The organism is Streptomyces sp. MS19 (assembly GCF_047200595.1).
In the GTDB taxonomy this organism is placed as follows: Bacteria; Actinomycetota; Actinomycetes; order Streptomycetales; family Streptomycetaceae; genus Streptomyces.
Genome location: NZ_JBJZOH010000017.1, coordinates 24483 through 41133 on the forward strand (window position 1 = coordinate 24483; position 16651 = coordinate 41133).

Below are 16651 nucleotides of genomic sequence, written 5' to 3' on the forward strand. Positions count from 1 at the left end.
GGTCGGCACCACAGCGGGTATCCTCCCGACTGTGCGCGCTGATCGGGTGACACCGGGCTCACAGACTTCACTGCGTGAGGCCAACCGAGCCCGCATCGTGAGCGCCGTTCAGCGATGCGGTTCCCTGACGCAGATCGAGCTGGCCGGCGTCACCGGGCTGTCCCCGGCCACGGTGTCCAACATCGTCAAGGAGCTGACGCAGCTCGGCGTGCTCCACACCTCGCCCTCCACCCGCAGCGGGAGGCGGGCGCTGCGCGTCACGCTCGCCCGCAACCTCGGCCTCGTCGCGGGCGTCCACTTCGGCTTCCGCTCGCTGCGGGTCGCCCTCGCCGACGCCTCGATGCAGGTGCTGACCGACCAGTCGATGCCGCTGGCCCCCGACCACCGGGCGGACACCGGGCTGCGCCGGGCGGCGCTGCTGGTCATGGAGATGGTCGACTCGCTCGACGCGCGCCCCGAGGAACTCCTCGCCGTGGGCGTCTGTCTGCCCGCCCCGGTGGACCGCCGCACGGGCCGCATCACCACGCTCGGCATGCTGCGCGGCTGGGACGGCGCGGTCGTGCCCGAGGTGATCGGCGAGGAGCTCGGCGTCCCCGTGACGGTGGACAACGACGCGAACCTCGGCGCCCTCGCCGAGACGCGCTTCGGCGCCGCGGCGGGACACGACGCCGTCGCGTACCTGCGGGTGTCCCACCGGGTGGGCGGCGGACTCGTACTCGGCGGCAGGCTCGTCCACGGCCGCGCGGGCGGCGCGGGCGAGATAGGCCATGTGACGGTCGACGCCAACGGGCCCATCTGCCGCTGCGGCAACCGCGGTTGCCTGGAGACGTTCGTGGGCGCCCCGGCACTGCTCGGGATGCTCGCCGCCAGCCACGGGCACCTCACGCTGCGCGACGTCATCGCCCGCGCCACCGAGGGCGACGCGGGCTGCCGCCGTGTGCTCTCCGACTCCGGGCAGCACCTGGGCGTCGCCGCCGCCAACCTGTGCAACCTCGTGGACCCGGAGATCGTCGTGGTCGGCGGCCAGCTCGCCGAGGCGGGGGAGATCCTGCTCGGCCCGATGCGCACGGTCGTCGAGCAGCGCACGATGCCCAGCACGGCGGGCCCCGTCCGCGTCGTCGCCGCCGGGCTCGGCCCCTCGGCCGAGGTGCGCGGCGCGCTCGCCGTCGCCCTCGACACCGCCCGCATCGGCGGCGCCCTGGGGGTGACGACATGACCGGCGCCGACCGCACGTCCCCCCGGCGCGGCCGCCTCGCGGCGTGGACGGCCGGGCTCTGCGCGCTCGTCCTCGTCGTGACGGGCGCGGTGTTCGCGGCGGGCGCGGACCGCGACGCGTCCGAGGGCGCCATCGCCCTGCTGCTCCCCGAGGTCGAGACGGCACGCTACGAGACCACGGACCGGCCCACGTTCATGGGCATCGTCGACCAGCGCTGCCCCGGCTGTGAGGTGTATTACGCCAACGCCGACCAGAACGCGGCGACCCAGCAGCAGCAGGCGGAGTCGATGCTCGCGCGGGGCGCGGACGTCCTGGTGCTCGACGCCGTGGACGCGGTGGCCGCCGTCAGCATCGTCCAGGAGGCGAAACGGTACGGCGTGCCGGTCATCGCATACGATCGGTTCATCGCCGACGCCGACGTCGAGTACTACGTATCCTTCGACAGCGAGCTGATCGGCTACCTCCAGGGAACCGCCCTGGTCGCGGCCGTCGAGGAACGGGGTCCACGCCGGGACGGGCGTCCCCCCGGCGTCCTCCTCGTCCACGGGTCCCCGACCGACCCCAACTCGGCGGAACTCGCTGCGGGCGTCCGCCGCGCGCTTGAGGGAGAGGGCATCGAAGTGCTGGCCCAGTACGACACACCCGACTGGAGCCCGGACCGGGCCACCGACTGGGTCGAGAGCCGGCTGACCGAGTTCGGCGACCGCGTGGACGGCGTGTACGCGGCCAACGACGGCATCGCGGGCGGCGCCGTCGCCGCGATGAAGGCCGCCGGGTTCGACCCCGTCCCGCCGGTCACCGGCCAGGACGGCGAGCTGGCCGCCGCGCAGCGCATCATCTCCGGAGATCAGTACATGACCGTCTACAAGGCCACCACCGAGCAGGCACGCACGGCCGCCGAACTCGCCGTGCGCGTGCTGCGCGGCGAGGAGCCCCGTACCACCGCGGTGATCGACGGCGTCCCGAGCATGCTGCTGGCCCCCCGCGCGGTCGGCGCGCGGGACGTGCACCACGTCCTCGTCGCGGGCGGCGTGTACTCGGTGGACGAGATATGCACCGAGGCCTACCGCGCGGCCTGCGACCGCGCCGGACTCCGCGAGGAGACGCCGTGAGCACGCCCGCCCCCGGCCGCGCCCCCGTGCTCTCGCTGCGCGGCGTCTCGAAGAACTTCGGCGGCGTCCGCGCCCTCACCGGCATCGACCTCGACGTCCATCCGCACGAGGTGCTGGCGGTCGTCGGCGACAACGGCGCGGGCAAGTCCACGCTCGCCGGGGTGATCTCCGGCGTGTACCGGCCGGACGCGGGCCAGATCACGCTGGACGGCGAGCCGGTGACCCTCGACTCCCCCGCCACCGCCCGCAGCCTCGGCATAGCCGCCGTCTTCCAGGACCTCGCCCTCTGCGACAACCTCGACGTGGTCGAGAACCTCTTCCTCGGGCACGAACCGACGCGCGGCGGCTTCCTCGACGAGGTCGCGATGGAGCGCAAGGCCTGGGAACTCCTCGGCCAGCTCGCCACCAGCGTCCCCTCCGTCCGGCTGCCGGTCCGCGCCCTGTCCGGCGGGCAGCAGCAGGTCGTCGCCGTCGCGCGCGCCCTGCTCGGCTCGCCCCGGGTCGTCGTCCTCGACGAGCCGACCGCCGCCCTCGGCATACGCCAGACCGCCGAGGTGCTGAACCTCGTGGAACGGCTGCGCGACCGCGGCCACGCCGTCGTCGTGATCAGCCACCAGGCCGCCGACCTCCAGGCGGTCGCCGACCGGTTCGTCGTCCTGCGGCTCGGCCGCATGGGCGGGGAGCTGGACGCGGCGAACGCCGGGTACGAGGACCTGCTCGCCGCGATGACCGGCGTGAGCCGCCCGAGCGGCAGGAAGCCCCGATGACCCGCGCCCCCGCGCCCGCCCCGGTGCGCACCCACGTCGCCGCCTTCGACAGCGGCGAGTCGTCCCTGCCGAACCTGCTGCGCCGCATCCCCGACCGGGAGCTGGGCATGGTCCCGGTGATCGGCGCGCTCGCGGTGATCTGGGCCGTCTTCGGCCTGGTCAACCCCGCGTTCCTGTCCGCCGAGAACCTCGTCAACCTCACGCTCCAGTCCGCCCCGACCGGCGTGATCGCGCTCGGCGTCGTCCTCGTGCTGCTCGTGGGGCAGATGGACCTGTCGGTCGGCTCGGTCAGCGGGCTCGCCGCCGCCGTCGTCGCCGTCACCACCGTGCTGCACGACTGGCCGATCGGGCTCGGCATCCTGCTCGCGCTCGCCGTGGGCGTCGCCGTGGGGCTGTGCTACGGCTTCGCGGCCACCCGGCTCGGGCTGCCCAGCTTCGTGCTGACGCTCGCCGGGCTGCTGATCCTGGCTGGCGTGCAGCTGCGGGTGCTCGGCTCGCGCGGGTCGATCAACCTGCCGTTCGAGTCCTGGCTGGTGCGGTTCGCGCAGCAGGGCTTCCTGTCGCCGCTGGCCGCGTGGGCGCTGGTCGCGGCGGCCGTGACGGTCGTGACGGCCGTGCAGCTCGTGGAACGCGCGCGCCGCGCCCGGGTCGGCCTGCCGGGCATCGGGACGGGCAGGCTGCTCCTGCGGACGGCCGGGCTCGCCGCCGTGCTCAGCGCGACCGTCGCCTACCTGGGGACGGCCAGGGGCATCGGCTACCCGGTGGTCCTGTTCGTGTCCCTGGTGGTCGTGGTCGACGTGCTGCTGCGCCGTACGCGGTGGGGGCGGTCGGTGCGGGCCGTGGGCGACAACCGGCGCTCGGCGCTGCTGGTCGGCGTGGCGGTGCGGCGTACGACGGTGTCCTGCTTCGTCGCCTGCTCGGCGCTCGCGGCGCTCGGCGGCGTCCTCGCGGCGGGCAGGCTCGCCGCCGCGAACCAGGGGACGGGCGGCGCGGACACGTACCTCACCGCCATCGCGGCGGCCGTGATCGGCGGGACGAGCCTGTTCGGCGGGCGGGGCAACGCCTGGTCGGCGGTGGTCGGTGTGCTCGTCATCACGTCGATCTCCAACGGCCTGACGCTGCTGGACCTGGACACCGCGTCGCGCTACATCGTCACCGGCTCCGTGCTCGTCCTGGCACTCACCGCCGACACGGCCCTGCGCCGCCACCGCAGCCCCTGACCGGCCGCCGTCCGGGCCCGGGGCACGGCCGGAATGCCTCTTGTCAGGACGCGGTCATGCGGCAGAGGCTTCCTCCCGGACGCATCGATGAACTCCTGGGGGGGGACCACACCATGCGCAGACTCGTCGCTGTCCTCGCGACCGTCGCCGCCGCCGCGGCACTCACCGGCACCGCCGCGCCCGGCGCCTCGGCGGGCGGCGCCTCCGCCGCCGCCGAGTACGGCTGCAACGGCTCGCTGATCAACACCTACCCGGTGCGGACGCCCGCCGGGGCGGTGTGGGGCAACATCCGCCTTTACTACGACGGCTCCACCGGCCGCAACTGCGCCGTCAACGTCAAGACGGCCGCCGGGGGAAGCGGCACCAGGGGCTGGACGAGCGTCAACCTCTACCGCTGCGCGTCCTCCACGCCCGGCCGGCCCTGTCGGTGGCAGGACGAGACGTACGACGGGGACGGCGGCCCGTACGCGTACTACGCCGGCCCGGTCAGCATCCCCGCCGCGGGGAAGTGCATCAGAGTGACCGGCTTCGTCGGCACCGCCCCGTCGAACGCGTCCGGCGGCAGCGGCACCAACGGCGTGCACTGCGGCTGAGGCGGGGCCGTCCCCCGAACGGTCCGGCAGACCGGGTGCCGCGCCCGCCGCGGACGGATGCTGGGTACGGCGGCCCCGCCCCCGCGCCGGCCCGCCGTACCCACGGCTCCCGCCGGAGCGCCGCACCATCGAGGAGTGACACCGTGATGTTCCCCCAGCGCAAGAACACCTCCGCCCGGCGCGACACGGGCCTGCTTCTGCTGCGCCTGGGGACGGGCGGTGTCCTCGCGGCCCACGGCGCGCAGAAGCTCTTCGGCTGGCTCGGCGGCGGCGGCCTCAGCGGCACGGCCGCCGCGATGGACACCATGGGCTTCCGGCCCGGCAAGGCCAGCGCCCTGGCCGCCGGGCTCGGCGAGGCGGGCGGCGGCGCGCTGCTCGCCCTCGGCCTGGCCACCCCGGCGGCGGGCGCCGCGGCCGCCGGGACCATGGGCGGCGCCGCGGCCGTCCACGCGGACAACGGCTTCTTCGCCATGAACGGCGGTTACGAGTACCCGGCGTTCCTCGGCTTCGCCGCCGCCGCCCTCGCCGTGACGGGCCCGGGGCGCTTCTCCCTCGACCACGCCATGGGCGACCTCCTCAACCGGCACTGGATGGTGCCCGCCGCGCTCGTCGGCACCGCCGCCGCGCTGCTCGCGGTCGTCGGTTCGCGCTCCCGCGCCCTCGCCCAGCCGACCACCGGCGAGATGCGCACGGACATCGAGCCGCCGACCGCGGGCCGGGACGGCGACGCCCCCGGCGAGTGACGGCGGCCCCCGCCCGTACGATCGTGGCGCGGTGTCCGCGCCCGTGCGGACGCGTCGGGGAGAGGACTCGGGTCTCATGCGCGTCGCCGTACTGGACGACTACCAGCGGGCCGCCGCCCGTTTCGCCGACTGGGACGCCCTGCGCCGCGACCACGGCGTCAGCCGGATCGACCACCTGCACCACCACCTGCCCGACGACGACGCGGTCGCGGCCGCGCTCGCGCCGTACGAGGTGGTGGTCGCGATGCGGGAGCGCACCCCGTTCACCGCCGCGCGCCTCGCCCGGCTGCCGCGCCTGCGGCTGCTGGTGACGACGGGGATGGCGAACGCCGCGATCGACCTGGCGGCCGCCGCCCGGCAGGGCGTGACCGTCTGCGGCACGCGCGGCGGCCGGTCGGCCACCCCCGAGCTGACGTGGGCGCTGATCCTCGCGCTGCTGCGGCACCTGCCGGCGGAGGCCGCCGCGATGCGCGCGGGCGGGTGGCAGCACACGGTGGGCGGCGACCTGGACGGGCGGACGCTCGGCGTCGTGGGGCTCGGCAGGCTGGGCACGCGCGTGGCGGCGGTCGGCGCGGCGTTCGGGATGCGGGTGCTGGCGTGGAGCAGCCGCCTCGACCCGGGGCGCGCACGCGGCCTGGGCGTCGAACCGGTCGGGAAGCGCGAGCTGTTCGAACGGTCGGACGTGGTGACCGTGCACTACAAGCTGGGCGAGCGCAGCAGGGGCCTGATCGGCGCGGAGGAACTGTCCTGGATGCGCCCCACCGCGTACCTGGTCAACACCTCGCGCGGCCCGCTCGTCGACACCACCGCCCTCCTGGCCGCCCTCCACGGGAACCGGCTCGCGGGCGCGGCGCTCGACGTGTACGACACCGAGCCGCTCCCCGCCGACCACCCGCTGCGCACCGCGCCCCGCACCCTGCTCACGCCGCACATCGGGTACGTGACCGAGGAGTCGTACCGGATCTTCTACGGGGACGCGGCCGAGGACATCGCGGCCTTCGCGAGCGGCGCGCCGGTACGGGTCCTGACGGCGGGCTGAACGGGGGCGGGACGGCTCGGCGCGCCTCGCGTCGCGGCCGGTGTCAGGCGCGACGGTACGGCGGGCGTGGCGCCGAGCGGCAGCGGGACGGACAGCGGGGAGCCGCGGGCGGTCACGTCGGACTCCCTGGCGAGCCGGTGGTGTGCAGGTGCCCGACGTCGCTGTCGCGCACCGTGACCGGGCCGACGCCGGTGGTCCTGCCGTGGTCGAGCCGCGCTTCCGGCCGCCCGCCCACCGCGAGGTGCCGGTCGCCGTCGTCGTCCAGCCGCACGCCCCCGCCGACGACGGCCCGCGCCGGGAACCGGCACGGCCTTGCCGCCGGACGCGGCGAACGCCTCCTGGCCGGGTCCGGCGTGGCGGGCTCCCGGTGATACGGGTCGGGGCCGCCCGGGGCGTCGAGGAGGCGTCCACCTCGCCCACGGCGTCGAGCGCCCGGTTCACGGCACGCACCAGCGGGCCGGTCACACGTCGAGGTCCGCGCCGTTGCCGCGCAGCCCGCGCGCGGCGGTCTCCGCCGCCGGGCCGGACGCGGGGCGGCGGGGATCAGCCGATGGAGAGGCCGAGGTCCGTGACGTACCAGACCCCGTCGAACGCGCCGGCCTCGACGGACATGTCCACGTCCTCGGCGCTCACGCCCTCGGAGTGGGACAGGACGACCTCCTGGAGCGTCTGCCCGCCGACGTCGATCTGCTCGATCGGGAACGTCGCGCTGGTCTCCGACTCCGGCTCGCCCGTGACCGTGACGGTGGGCACGCCCGCCGCGTCCGCGGGGGTGAACGTCTCGGCGAGACCGGTCAGCTGCGAGTGCATCGGGCCGCCCTCGGCGCAGGTCTCGGCGGTGCCGACCTCCGGGTCGCCGCCGTCCTCGGCGGGCAAGGCCATCAGCAGGCAGGCGTCCTCGGGCCGGTTGTCGATGACGGCCGTCACCCAGCCCGCCACCACGTCCTGGGCGGTCGCCTGGGCGTCGGCGGCCCCGTCCTCGGCCGCGTCGCCGCCGGTCTCCTCCTCGGCCGCGTCGTCCGCACCGTCCTCGCTCCCGGCACCCTCCTCGTCCGAGGCGGCGGTCTCCCGCACGTCCTCGGCGGGCGCGGGGTCGCCGTCGTCGGAGCAGGCGGTGAGCAGCGAGGCCGCCATCACCAGGCCCAGGGCCGCCGTCAGGGGGGTCGCGCCGATCCTCGTCATCCGTGCTGCCATCGTCCGTTGTCCTCGCAGAGAGATCGATCAAGGTCGCCGATCATTATGGGGGTCCGGGACAGTGGTCCCGCACACGAATCCCGGTCAGGGGATCACCCGTTGCACCAGTCCCCAGGTGAACTCGGCGATCACGTCCCGCGGTTCGCCGGAGGCGGTGGGCGCGGTGAACGCGAGGCGCGAGCGGGTGGGCGCCGAGCCCTCCATCGGCCGGGCGGGCGGGAAGGCGCGGGCGAGTTCGGCGACCGTGCAGGACCACGGCGTCAAGTCGTCCAGCGTGCGCGGCACGGGCGCGGGGTGGCCGGGCGCGCGGACCAGCTCCTCTTTCCACACGGCGCCGCCTGGCGCGGTGAGGACCTCGAAGCGCAGGCCGGGCCAGAGCGGGACCGGCCAGCGGTGCGCCTCGGCCCTGAGGCCGCCGATCCGGAGCGCGGCGGTGGACTCGGGCGCGCCGAGGACCGAGCGGTAGCGTGCGAGGGCCCCGGGCGCGCGGCCGGACCGGGCCATCGCCTGCCAGCGGCGGTTGGCCTCCCGCATGCGGTCGCATCCCGCGCCGAGGGTGCGCAGGGCGTCCGCCACCAGATCGGGCTGGAAGTCGGCCATCCGGCGCAGCAGGACGAGCTGGAAGTCGAGGGGGTCCACGGCGGGGCATTCTGCCAGTCGGGGCCGGTGGCAGGATGCCCTGAGCGGGAGCGGGAGCGGGATCAGGAGGAGCCATCCGATGAAGCACGGGCACCGCGGGAACCACCGTGTCGCCGTCCTGGTGCTCGACGGCGCGAAGCCGCTGGACGTGGGCATCCCGGCGCAGGTCTTCACGCGCCGCCCGAGCATGCCGTACGAGGTGCGGGTGTGCGGCGCCGCGCCCGGTCCCGTCACCGGGGGCGACGGGCTCTCGTACCACGTGGCGCAGGGCCTTGAGGCGTTCGAGGACGCCGACACCGTCTTCATCCCCGGCTACCGGGAGCCCGCGACCACCGAGCCGCCCGCGGCGGTCGTGGCGGCGCTGCTGGCGGCGCACGGGCGGGGGACGCGGCTGGCGGCCATCTCGACGGGGGCGTTCGCGCTGGCGGCGACGGGCCTGCTGGACGGGAAGCGCGCCACGACGCACTGGCACTACACGCGGGCGCTCGCCGCGCGGCACCCGCTGGTGCGGGTGGACGAGAACGTGCTGTTCGTGGACGAGGGCGACGTGCTGACGTCGGCGGGCGCGGCGTCCGGCATCGACCTGTGCCTGCACCTGGTGCGGCGTGACCACGGGGTGGGGCTGTCGCACCATGTGGCGCGGCGGCTGGTGGCGGCGCCGTACCGCAGCGGCGGGCAGGCGCAGTACGTGCCGCGCAGTGTGCCGGAGCCGCTGGGCGACCTGTTCGCGGACACGCGGGAGTGGGCGCTGGCGCACCTGGCCGAGCCGCTGACGCTGGAGACGCTGGCCCGTACGGCGCGGGTGTCGCCGCGCACCTTCTCGCGGCGGTTCGTGGAGGACACCGGCTGCACGCCGATGCAGTGGGTGCTCAGGGCGCGCGTGGACCTGGCCCGTGAGCTGCTGGAACGCACGGACCTCGGGATCGAGCAGATCGCGGACCGCGTCGGGCTCGGCAGCGGCGCGAACCTCCGGCTGCACTTCCAGCGCATCCTCGGCACGTCGCCGACCGAGTACCGGCAGACGTTCTCGGCCTGATCCGGGGCGCGATCCTTGCGGCCGGTGGCGCGGCTTCTGGCGAGATGCTTGCGCGCGTTGTCATCCGAGCCACTTCCGTCCCCTCCCCCGCCCGCCGAGCATGGGAAGCAGGACGAAAGGAGCCGACCCATGACCCGCATCGCCATCAACGGATTCGGCCGCATCGGACGCGCCACCCTGCGGGCGCTGCTCTCCCGCGGCAGCGACCTGGAGGTGGTCGCCGTCAACGACCTCACCGACCCCGCCGGCCTGGCGCACCTACTGGAGTACGACAGCACGCTCGGCCGCCTCCCCCACCCCGTCACCGCCGAGGGGGACACGCTCGTCACCGGGGACCGCCGTGTCAGGGTGCTCGCCGAGCGCGATCCCGCCGCCCTGCCGTGGGCGGACCTCGGCGTGGACGTCGTGCTGGAGTCCACCGGCCGCTTCACCTCGGCCGACGCCGCCCGCGCCCACCTCACCGCCGGTGCGGGACGTGTCCTGGTGAGCGCGCCCTCCTCCGGCGCCGACGTCACCCTCGCCTACGGCGTCAACACCGGCGCGTACGACCCGGCGCGCCACCGCATCGTCTCGAACGCCTCCTGCACCACCAACGCGCTGGCCCCGCTGGCGTCGGTCCTCGACGACCTGGCGGGCATCGAGCACGGCTTCATGACGACGGTCCACGCGTACACCCAGGAGCAGAACCTCCAGGACGGCCCGCACCGCGACGCCCGCCGCGCCCGTGCCGCCGCCGTGAACATCGTCCCCACCACGACCGGCGCCGCCAAGGCCATCGGGCTGGTGCTGCCGGGGCTCGACGGCAAGCTGTCGGGCGACTCGATCCGCGTGCCGGTCCCGGTGGGCTCGCTGGTGGAGCTGAACACCACCGTCGCCCGCGAGGTGACGCGTGACGCCGTGCTCGCCGCCTACCGCGCCGCCGCCGACGGCCCGCTCGCGGGCGTCCTGGAGTACGCGGACGCGCCGCTCGTGTCCAGCGACATCACCGGCCGCCCGGCGTCCTCGGTCTTCGACTCGGCCCTGACCCGCGTCGAGGGACGGCACGTCAAGGTGGTGGCCTGGTACGACAACGAGTGGGGCTTCTCCCACCGCGTGGTCGACACCCTGGAACTCCTCGCGGCGACCCCCGTGCCCCGCTGACTCCCCTCGCCCCTGCCCCTGCCCCTCCGATCCAGCCGGTGCCCGCTCCCCCGGGCACCGGCTCGCCCCGCGCCGCCCCGCGCGGTTCCGGCACCGGCGGTCCGCTCCACCGGGAGAACCGCCCCGGCGGCCGGGCCCGCCCGGACAGGGTCAGTGTGAACTCGCCACGACCCCGGCCGGGGGCGTCCCGGGAAGGGCGCGCAGGGGCGCGGGGTCGCCGGTGAAGTGGGTGCCGGGGAGCCCGGTCTCACGGGTCAGCGCCTTGAGCAGGCCGCCGCGTGTCGTGTAGCCCGCGAGGTGTGCCGCGACCGTCAGGCCGTCCCCGCAGCGCAGGCGGGAGATGGCGACGTTCAGCCGCGCCCGTGCCCGCCACGTGCTGAACGACATGCCGGTCTCCTCCCGGAACACCCGCTGGACATGCCGCACGCTGGTCCCCTGCGCGGCGGCCAGCTCGTCCAGCGTCAGATCCGACATCGCGGCGCGCCGCAGCGTGAAGTACTGGCTGCCGAGGGACCGCAGGAGCGCGTCGAGCGCCGCCCGGAAAGGGCGGATCTGCTCGGGTGTGGCGGGCGCCGCGCCCAGGACGGTGGTCATCAGCCGCGTCACCTGCGGTACGACGCCGAGCCGCTGGACGCGCTGGGCCGGGACCGTCCCCGGGGACAGCAGCGGGCCGAGGACGACGCTGCCCGGCGCGTACCGCGCCGAGTGCGGGACGCCGGGCGCGAGCCAGAGGCTCTCCCGCGTCCCCAGCCGGACCGCGCGGCCGTCCACGAGGAGGTCCGCCGTGCCCGCCACGACATGGATGAGGTGTGGCTCCCGGTGGGCGTGAGAGCGGTGTCCCCGGAAACGGATGGTGTGTTCGGGGACAACGGTGGTGAGTTCACGCTGCGTGTTCGTCACGTCGATCCTGCGTTCCATGTCGCGTCGGTGGCAGCCGATGTCGCACGGGGACCGGCCGCCCCGTAAGTTCGACTTAGGGTAACCTAACCTTCCTCCCGGCGCGTGGGGGCGGGTCCCCGGTCTTCTCGTGAATGAGGTTCCATGCGCACGCCTGCCCGTCGTCCCGCTCTCGTCAGCCTGCTCGCGGCCGCGGCCCTGAGCACCGCCCTGGCGGGCTGCTCGTCGTCCGACTCCTCCGGCGACGACCCCGCCACGGCCGGCTCGTCCGGTACGGCGGACAGCAGGGTCGTCACCACCGACCAGGGGGACGTGACCGTCCCGGGCGACCCGCAGCGCGTCGTCGTGCTCAACTACGCCCTGACCGGCTACCTCTACGACCTCGGCGTGCCCGTCGTCGCGACGGTCGCCGAGGACACCGAACACGACGGCGAGTTCTCCGAGTTCTGGGGCGACGCCCCCGAGGAGCAGGGCACCGGGTTCCTGCCGTGGAGCATGGACGGCTTCGACCACGAGGCGATCCTCGGGGCCGAGCCCGACCTGATCGTCGCCGGGGGCGTGGGCCTGCCCGCCGTGCTGGCCGCCGAGGAGTACGACCGGCTCAGCCAGATCGCGCCCACCGTCCTCGTCGGCGACGGACTGACGACCTGGCAGGACCAGTTCTCGTTCCTCGCCGAGGACGTCTTCGACCGGCCCGAGGTCTACGAGGACTCGCTCGCCGCCTACGAGGCGCGGGTCGCGGAGGTCCGGGACGCCATCACCCCGCCGCCCACCCCCGTCGCGACACTGACCATCACCGCCGACCGCACGCCGTACCTCCTGTTCGAGGACATGGGCCTGTCGCAGACCCTGGCCGAGCTCGGCCTCGAACCCGCGCCGCTCGTCGCCGGACACGGTCTGCCGCCCTACAAGCCGGGCGGCGACATGGCCGAGCTCTCCACCGAGCAGGTGGGCCAGCTCCTGCCCGACGTCCCGACCGTGTTCGTCACCGGCTTCAACGCGGACACCGCAGACGTCGCCTCCCTCGCCGACGAGCCGGTGTACGCCGCCCTGCCCGCCTTCGAGGAGCAGCACGCGTACGACCTGCCCTACTGGGCCGTCCGCGGCGACTACGACGAGTCGCTGGCGCTCCTGGACATCGTCGAGCAGCAGTTCTCCTGAGAACGGGTCACCCACGCAGTCATGTCTCACCACGACGTCACCGTCCACCCGCTCGTCCTGCGCCGCACCGAGGTCGCGCGGGTGGCCGACGTGACACCACGCATGCGGCGGATCACCGTCACGGGGCCGCAGCTCGGCCCGTTCGAACGCGACGGGATGTCCCTGCCGGGCTTCGCCAGTCCGGCGTTCGACGACCACGTGAAGCTGGTCTTCGCGTCCGACGGCGACGTGCGGGCGGTCCTGCCCCGGCAGGTGGAGGGCGGCATCGAGTGGGCGCCCGCCGCCACCCGGCAGGGCCGCGACTTCACACCGCGCCGCTTCGATCCGGAGGCGCTGGAGCTGGACCTCGACTTCGTACGGCACGGGGACGGACCGGCCGCCGTCTGGGCGCGGCACGCCCGGCCGGGGGACGAGCTGTGGTTCGCCGGTCCCAAGGCGTCCACCGTCGTCCCGCCCGACAGCCCGTGGGTGCTGCTGGCCGGGGACGAGACGGCGCTCCCCGCCATCGGCCGGTACTTCGAGGAACGCCCGGTGGACGCGCCGGTCCGCGCCGTGGTCACCGTGCCGGGACCCGCCGCCCGGCAGGACCTCGCCGTCCGCCCGGAGGACCGGGTGACGTGGGTGGTCGCCGAGCCGGGCGACCCGGCGGCGCTGGCCGCCGCCGTCGCCGCCGTCGAGCCGCCGGACGGCGTCCCGTACGTGTGGGCGGCGGCCGAGAGCCGGTCGCTGCTGCCGGTGCGCCGCCACGCCGCCCGCGTGCTCGGCGCGCCCAAGTCGCGGCAGAACATCACGGGTTACTGGCATCTGCGATCAGGCACCGGCGCGCCGCCGGCACCGGTGGCCTGGTTCGCCGTACGGGCCGCCCTGCGGCTCGGCGTGCCGGACGCGCTGGCAGCCGGGCCGCTCGACAGGGACGTGCTCGCGAGGCGGGTCGGCGTCGAACCGGCGCGCCTCGCCGTGCTCCTGGACGCCCTGGTCACCGCCGAAGTGGTCGCCCACGACGCGTCCGGCCGCGTCGGACTCGGCCCGGCGGGAGAGGAACTGGCCGAGGACGAGCACGCCCGGGAGCGCTACACCGGCCTCCACGCCGACCGGATCGCCGCCCTCGCCGAACTGCCCGCCGCGCTCACCGGCACCACCCCGGCCTGGCAGGCCGCGCACGGCCGGACGCTGCGGGAGACCGCCGCACGCGACACCGCGCGCTACGCCGAACTGGTCGAGGACGCCGAAGGGCTCGCCCAGCTCGTCACCGGCCTGCCGCGCCACCCGGTGTGGGCCGGGGCCCGGCGCGTCGGTGTCACGGGCCCCGGCGCGCTCTCCGTCGCCGATGTCCTGCACGGACACGCCGCCGCGGACGTCACGGTCGTCGAGGCACCCGCCGCGCTCGCGGCGCTGCGCACGCAGGCCCGTCCCGGCTGCCCGCACGCCTTCGCCGAGGACTGGGGCGCGTACGACGCCGTGGCCACCGCGCTCGCGCTCGGGCACCGGACGGACGACGAGGCGGCCGCGCTGCTCCGCGCCCTGCGGACGGCCGCGCCCGTCGCGGTCCTGGTCGAACGGCTCGCGCCCGACGGCCTCAGCCCCGCCGCGCTGTCCGAGGGCGCCCTGCTGCACCTGGCCACGCTCGGCACACCACCCCGTACGCCGGACCGCTTCACCCACCTCGCCGCCGCGGCCGGGTGGACCGTGACGGGGCGCCGCAAGCTCGGCTGGGGCGTCGGGTGCGTCGAGCTGGCCGCCGCCGGGACCGCGCCGTGACGCTCCACCCGCCGCGCGAACGGGGCGCCGCCACGCCGACCGCTCCGGGCGACGGGCCACCCCGGCGGATCGGGAACGTGCGGCGTTCCGCCTGTCTGGCCCTGGCCGTGGCGGTGCTGGCCGCCGCCTGCGCCGCCAGCGTCGCGATCGGCTCGGCGAATCTGCCGCTGTCCACCGTCTGGGAGTCGGTCACCGGGCAGGGCGGCGGCATCGACCACCTCACCGTGCGCACGCTGCGTGTGCCCCGCACGGTCCTGGCGGTCCTCGTCGGCGCCGCGCTCGGCGTCGCGGGTGCGCTGATCCAGGGCCTGACGCGCAATCCGCTGGCGGACCCCGGCGTGCTCGGTGTGAACGCGGGCGCGCAGTTCGCCATCGTGCTGGCCGTGGCCGTCCTGGGCGTCACGCGGATCGAGCAGTACCTCTGGTACGGGTTCGGGGGCGCGGTGGTGGCGGCCGTCGTCGTCCACCTGATCGCCGCCTCGGGCCCCGGCGGCGCGACCCCGCTGCGGCTCACCCTCGTCGGCGTCGCGCTCAGCGCCGTGCTCATGGGCGCCGCCCAGACCCTCGCCCTGACCGACCCGGAGACCTTCGAACGGATGCGGTACTGGGTCGCCGGAACCGTCGCCGACCGCCCGGCCGGCACGCTCACGCTGATCTGGCCGTTCATCCTCGGGGGGGTGGTCCTCGCCTTCGCCTGCTCCCGGGGGCTCAACGCGCTGGCGCTCGGCGACGACGTGGCGCGGGCCCTCGGCGCACGGATCGTGGCGACCCGTGTCGTCGGCCTGCTGGCCGTGACCCTGCTGTGCGGCGCCGCCACGGCGGCGGCCGGACCGATCGGCTTCGTCGGGCTGATGGTGCCGCACGCCGTGCGCTTCGTCACCGGACCCGACCAGCGCTGGGTCCTGCCGTTCAGCCTCGTCCTCGGCCCGGTCCTCGTGCTGCTCTCCGACATCCTCGGGCGCGTCGTCATCCGGCCGGCGGAACTCCAGGTGGGGGTCGTCACCGCGTTCCTCGGCGCCCCCGTGCTGATCGCCCTGGCACGGCGGGGGAAGGCGCGCGTCCCGTGAGCCGCGCCGTCGTCCTGCGGGCCGGGCCCGTCAGCCGCCGCACCACCGTGCGGGCGCTGACCGTGAACGCGGTGCTCGTCCTCCTCGTCGCGGGCTGCGCCCTTGCGGCGCTGATGCTCGGCGACCGCCCGCTCACCCCGGGCCGGGTACTGGCCGCGTTCGGCCCGGACGCGAACGCGCTCGACCGGCTCGTCGTGGTCGAGTGGCGCGCGCCGAGGGCCGCCGCCGCGGTCCTCTTCGGCGCCTGTCTGGGCGTCAGCGGCGCCATCTTCCAGTCGCTGACCCGCAACCCGCTGGGCAGCCCCGACGTGGTGGGCCTCAACACCGGCGCCTACACCGGCGTCGTCACCGTCCTGACGCTCGGCGGCACGGGCTACGCGGCCCAGGCCGGCGGCGCCCTGCTCGGCGGACTCGGCGCGACCGCCCTGGTGTACCTGTTCGCGTACCGGGGCGGCGTGCACGGCTTCCGCTTCATCGTCGTCGGCATCGCCGTCTCGGCCATGCTCTCCTCCGTCAACACCTGGCTGACGGTCAAGGCGGACCTCGATGTCGCCATGCGGGCCGCCGTCTGGGGCGCCGGCGGTCTGAACGGCGTGGACTGGCTCCCCGTGACCGTCTCCGCCGCCGTCGCCGCGCTCCTCGCGCCGGCGCTGCCCGCCGCCGCGCGGTGGCTGCGGCAGCTCGAACTCGGCGACGACACCGCCGGAGCGCTCGGCGTCCGCACCGAGGCGGCGAAGGCCGCGCTGGTCGTCCTGGGCGTCGCGCTGACGGCGCTGGTGACCGCCGCGACGGGGCCCGTCACGTTCGTCGCCCTCGCCGCGCCGCAGATCGCCCGCCGCCTCACCGGGCACGGCGGCTCGGTGGACCTCGTCGGGTCGGCGCTGGTCGGGGCGCTGCTGGTGTCGGGCGCCGACCTCGTCGGCCAGCACGCGATCCCCGGCACCGCCCTGCCCGTCGGGGCCGTCACGGTCTGCCTCGGCGGCGGCTACCTCCTGTGGCTGCTCGTCCGTGAGGTACGCCGCAGCTGAACGGGCGCGCCGCCCCGCCCGTCCGGTGGCCGGGCCCGCCC

General features: G+C 75.6%; 17 protein-coding genes. 13 read left to right on the forward strand and 4 right to left on the reverse strand.

Translation table 11 applies throughout. The features are described from left to right. Positions 1-97 precede the first annotated feature (97 nt). The 7 genes from ACL02R_RS17750 to ACL02R_RS17780 all read left to right on the forward strand — a co-directional run bounded on the left by ACL02R_RS17750 (position 98) and on the right by ACL02R_RS17780 (position 6690). Positions 98-1216, forward strand: coding sequence for an ROK family transcriptional regulator (locus ACL02R_RS17750; protein WP_412797899.1), 1119 nt, complete (start codon positions 98-100; stop codon positions 1214-1216). After that, positions 1213-2328, forward strand: coding sequence for a substrate-binding domain-containing protein (locus ACL02R_RS17755; RefSeq protein WP_412797900.1), 1116 nt, complete (start codon positions 1213-1215; stop codon positions 2326-2328). The genes ACL02R_RS17750 and ACL02R_RS17755 overlap by 4 nt, the downstream gene beginning before the upstream one ends. Positions 2329-2354: 26 nt before the next feature. Beyond that, a complete protein-coding gene (locus ACL02R_RS17760) occupies positions 2355-3095 on the forward strand; it encodes an ATP-binding cassette domain-containing protein (RefSeq protein WP_412797964.1) in 741 nt (246 codons plus the stop codon). Further along, on the forward strand, positions 3092-4315 hold the full coding sequence (locus ACL02R_RS17765) for a sugar ABC transporter permease (protein WP_412797901.1): 1224 nt from the start codon (positions 3092-3094) through the stop codon (positions 4313-4315). The genes ACL02R_RS17760 and ACL02R_RS17765 overlap by 4 nt, the downstream gene beginning before the upstream one ends. 113 nt (positions 4316-4428) lie before the next feature. After that, the gene (locus ACL02R_RS17770) at positions 4429-4908 is read left to right on the forward strand and encodes a hypothetical protein (RefSeq protein ID WP_412797902.1); all 480 of its coding nucleotides are present in this window, start codon (positions 4429-4431) and stop codon (positions 4906-4908) included. Between the two features lie 146 nt (positions 4909-5054). Beyond that, positions 5055-5651 carry a DoxX family membrane protein gene (locus tag ACL02R_RS17775; RefSeq protein ID WP_412797965.1) on the forward strand — a complete coding sequence of 199 codons (597 nt, stop codon included), beginning with the start codon at positions 5055-5057 and terminating at the stop codon, positions 5649-5651. Positions 5652-5727: 76 nt separating this feature from the next. Further along, positions 5728-6690 (forward strand): D-2-hydroxyacid dehydrogenase family protein, encoded by a 963-nt coding sequence (locus ACL02R_RS17780; RefSeq protein WP_412797903.1) that lies wholly within the window; start codon positions 5728-5730, stop codon positions 6688-6690. Positions 6691-6802: 112 nt separating this feature from the next. Here the strand turns inward: ACL02R_RS17780 and ACL02R_RS17785 are convergent, their stop codons facing one another. The 3 genes from ACL02R_RS17785 to ACL02R_RS17795 all read right to left on the reverse strand — a co-directional run bounded on the left by ACL02R_RS17785 (position 6803) and on the right by ACL02R_RS17795 (position 8484). Further along, positions 6803-6961, reverse strand: coding sequence for a hypothetical protein (locus ACL02R_RS17785; RefSeq protein ID WP_412797904.1), 159 nt, complete (start codon positions 6959-6961; stop codon positions 6803-6805). Positions 6962-7233: 272 nt separating this feature from the next. Then, entirely contained in the window at positions 7234-7884 is a 651-nt protein-coding gene (locus tag ACL02R_RS17790) for a hypothetical protein (RefSeq protein ID WP_412797905.1), read from the reverse strand. 84 nt (positions 7885-7968) lie between these two features. Continuing rightward, a complete protein-coding gene (locus tag ACL02R_RS17795; RefSeq protein ID WP_412797966.1) occupies positions 7969-8484 on the reverse strand; it encodes a hypothetical protein in 516 nt (171 codons plus the stop codon). A gap of 118 nt (positions 8485-8602) precedes the next feature. Between ACL02R_RS17795 and ACL02R_RS17800 the strand changes: the two genes are divergently transcribed. Continuing rightward, positions 8603-9559 (forward strand): GlxA family transcriptional regulator, encoded by a 957-nt coding sequence (locus ACL02R_RS17800; RefSeq protein ID WP_412797906.1) that lies wholly within the window; start codon positions 8603-8605, stop codon positions 9557-9559. Between the two features lie 129 nt (positions 9560-9688). Continuing rightward, complete coding sequence (gene gap / locus ACL02R_RS17805) at positions 9689-10699, forward strand: type I glyceraldehyde-3-phosphate dehydrogenase (RefSeq protein WP_412797907.1); 1011 nt, start codon at positions 9689-9691, stop codon at positions 10697-10699. A gap of 150 nt (positions 10700-10849) precedes the next feature. On the opposite strand, the gene ACL02R_RS17810 is transcribed toward gap, so the two are convergent. After that, positions 10850-11617 (reverse strand): helix-turn-helix domain-containing protein, encoded by a 768-nt coding sequence (locus ACL02R_RS17810; RefSeq protein WP_412797908.1) that lies wholly within the window; start codon positions 11615-11617, stop codon positions 10850-10852. 123 nt (positions 11618-11740) lie between these two features. On the opposite strand from ACL02R_RS17810, the gene ACL02R_RS17815 reads away from it, so the two are divergent. The 4 genes from ACL02R_RS17815 to ACL02R_RS17830 are packed head-to-tail and all read left to right on the forward strand — an operon-like array spanning position 11741 to position 16610. Next, positions 11741-12757 (forward strand): ABC transporter substrate-binding protein, encoded by a 1017-nt coding sequence (locus ACL02R_RS17815; protein WP_412797909.1) that lies wholly within the window; start codon positions 11741-11743, stop codon positions 12755-12757. Between the two features lie 21 nt (positions 12758-12778). Further along, positions 12779-14515, forward strand: coding sequence for an SIP domain-containing protein (locus ACL02R_RS17820; RefSeq protein WP_412797910.1), 1737 nt, complete (start codon positions 12779-12781; stop codon positions 14513-14515). Next, positions 14512-15582 (forward strand): FecCD family ABC transporter permease, encoded by a 1071-nt coding sequence (locus ACL02R_RS17825; RefSeq protein WP_412797911.1) that lies wholly within the window; start codon positions 14512-14514, stop codon positions 15580-15582. Before ACL02R_RS17820 ends, ACL02R_RS17825 begins: the two co-directional genes overlap by 4 nt. Then, a complete protein-coding gene (locus ACL02R_RS17830) occupies positions 15579-16610 on the forward strand; it encodes a FecCD family ABC transporter permease (protein WP_412797912.1) in 1032 nt (343 codons plus the stop codon). The genes ACL02R_RS17825 and ACL02R_RS17830 overlap by 4 nt, the downstream gene beginning before the upstream one ends. Positions 16611-16651 lie beyond the last annotated feature (41 nt).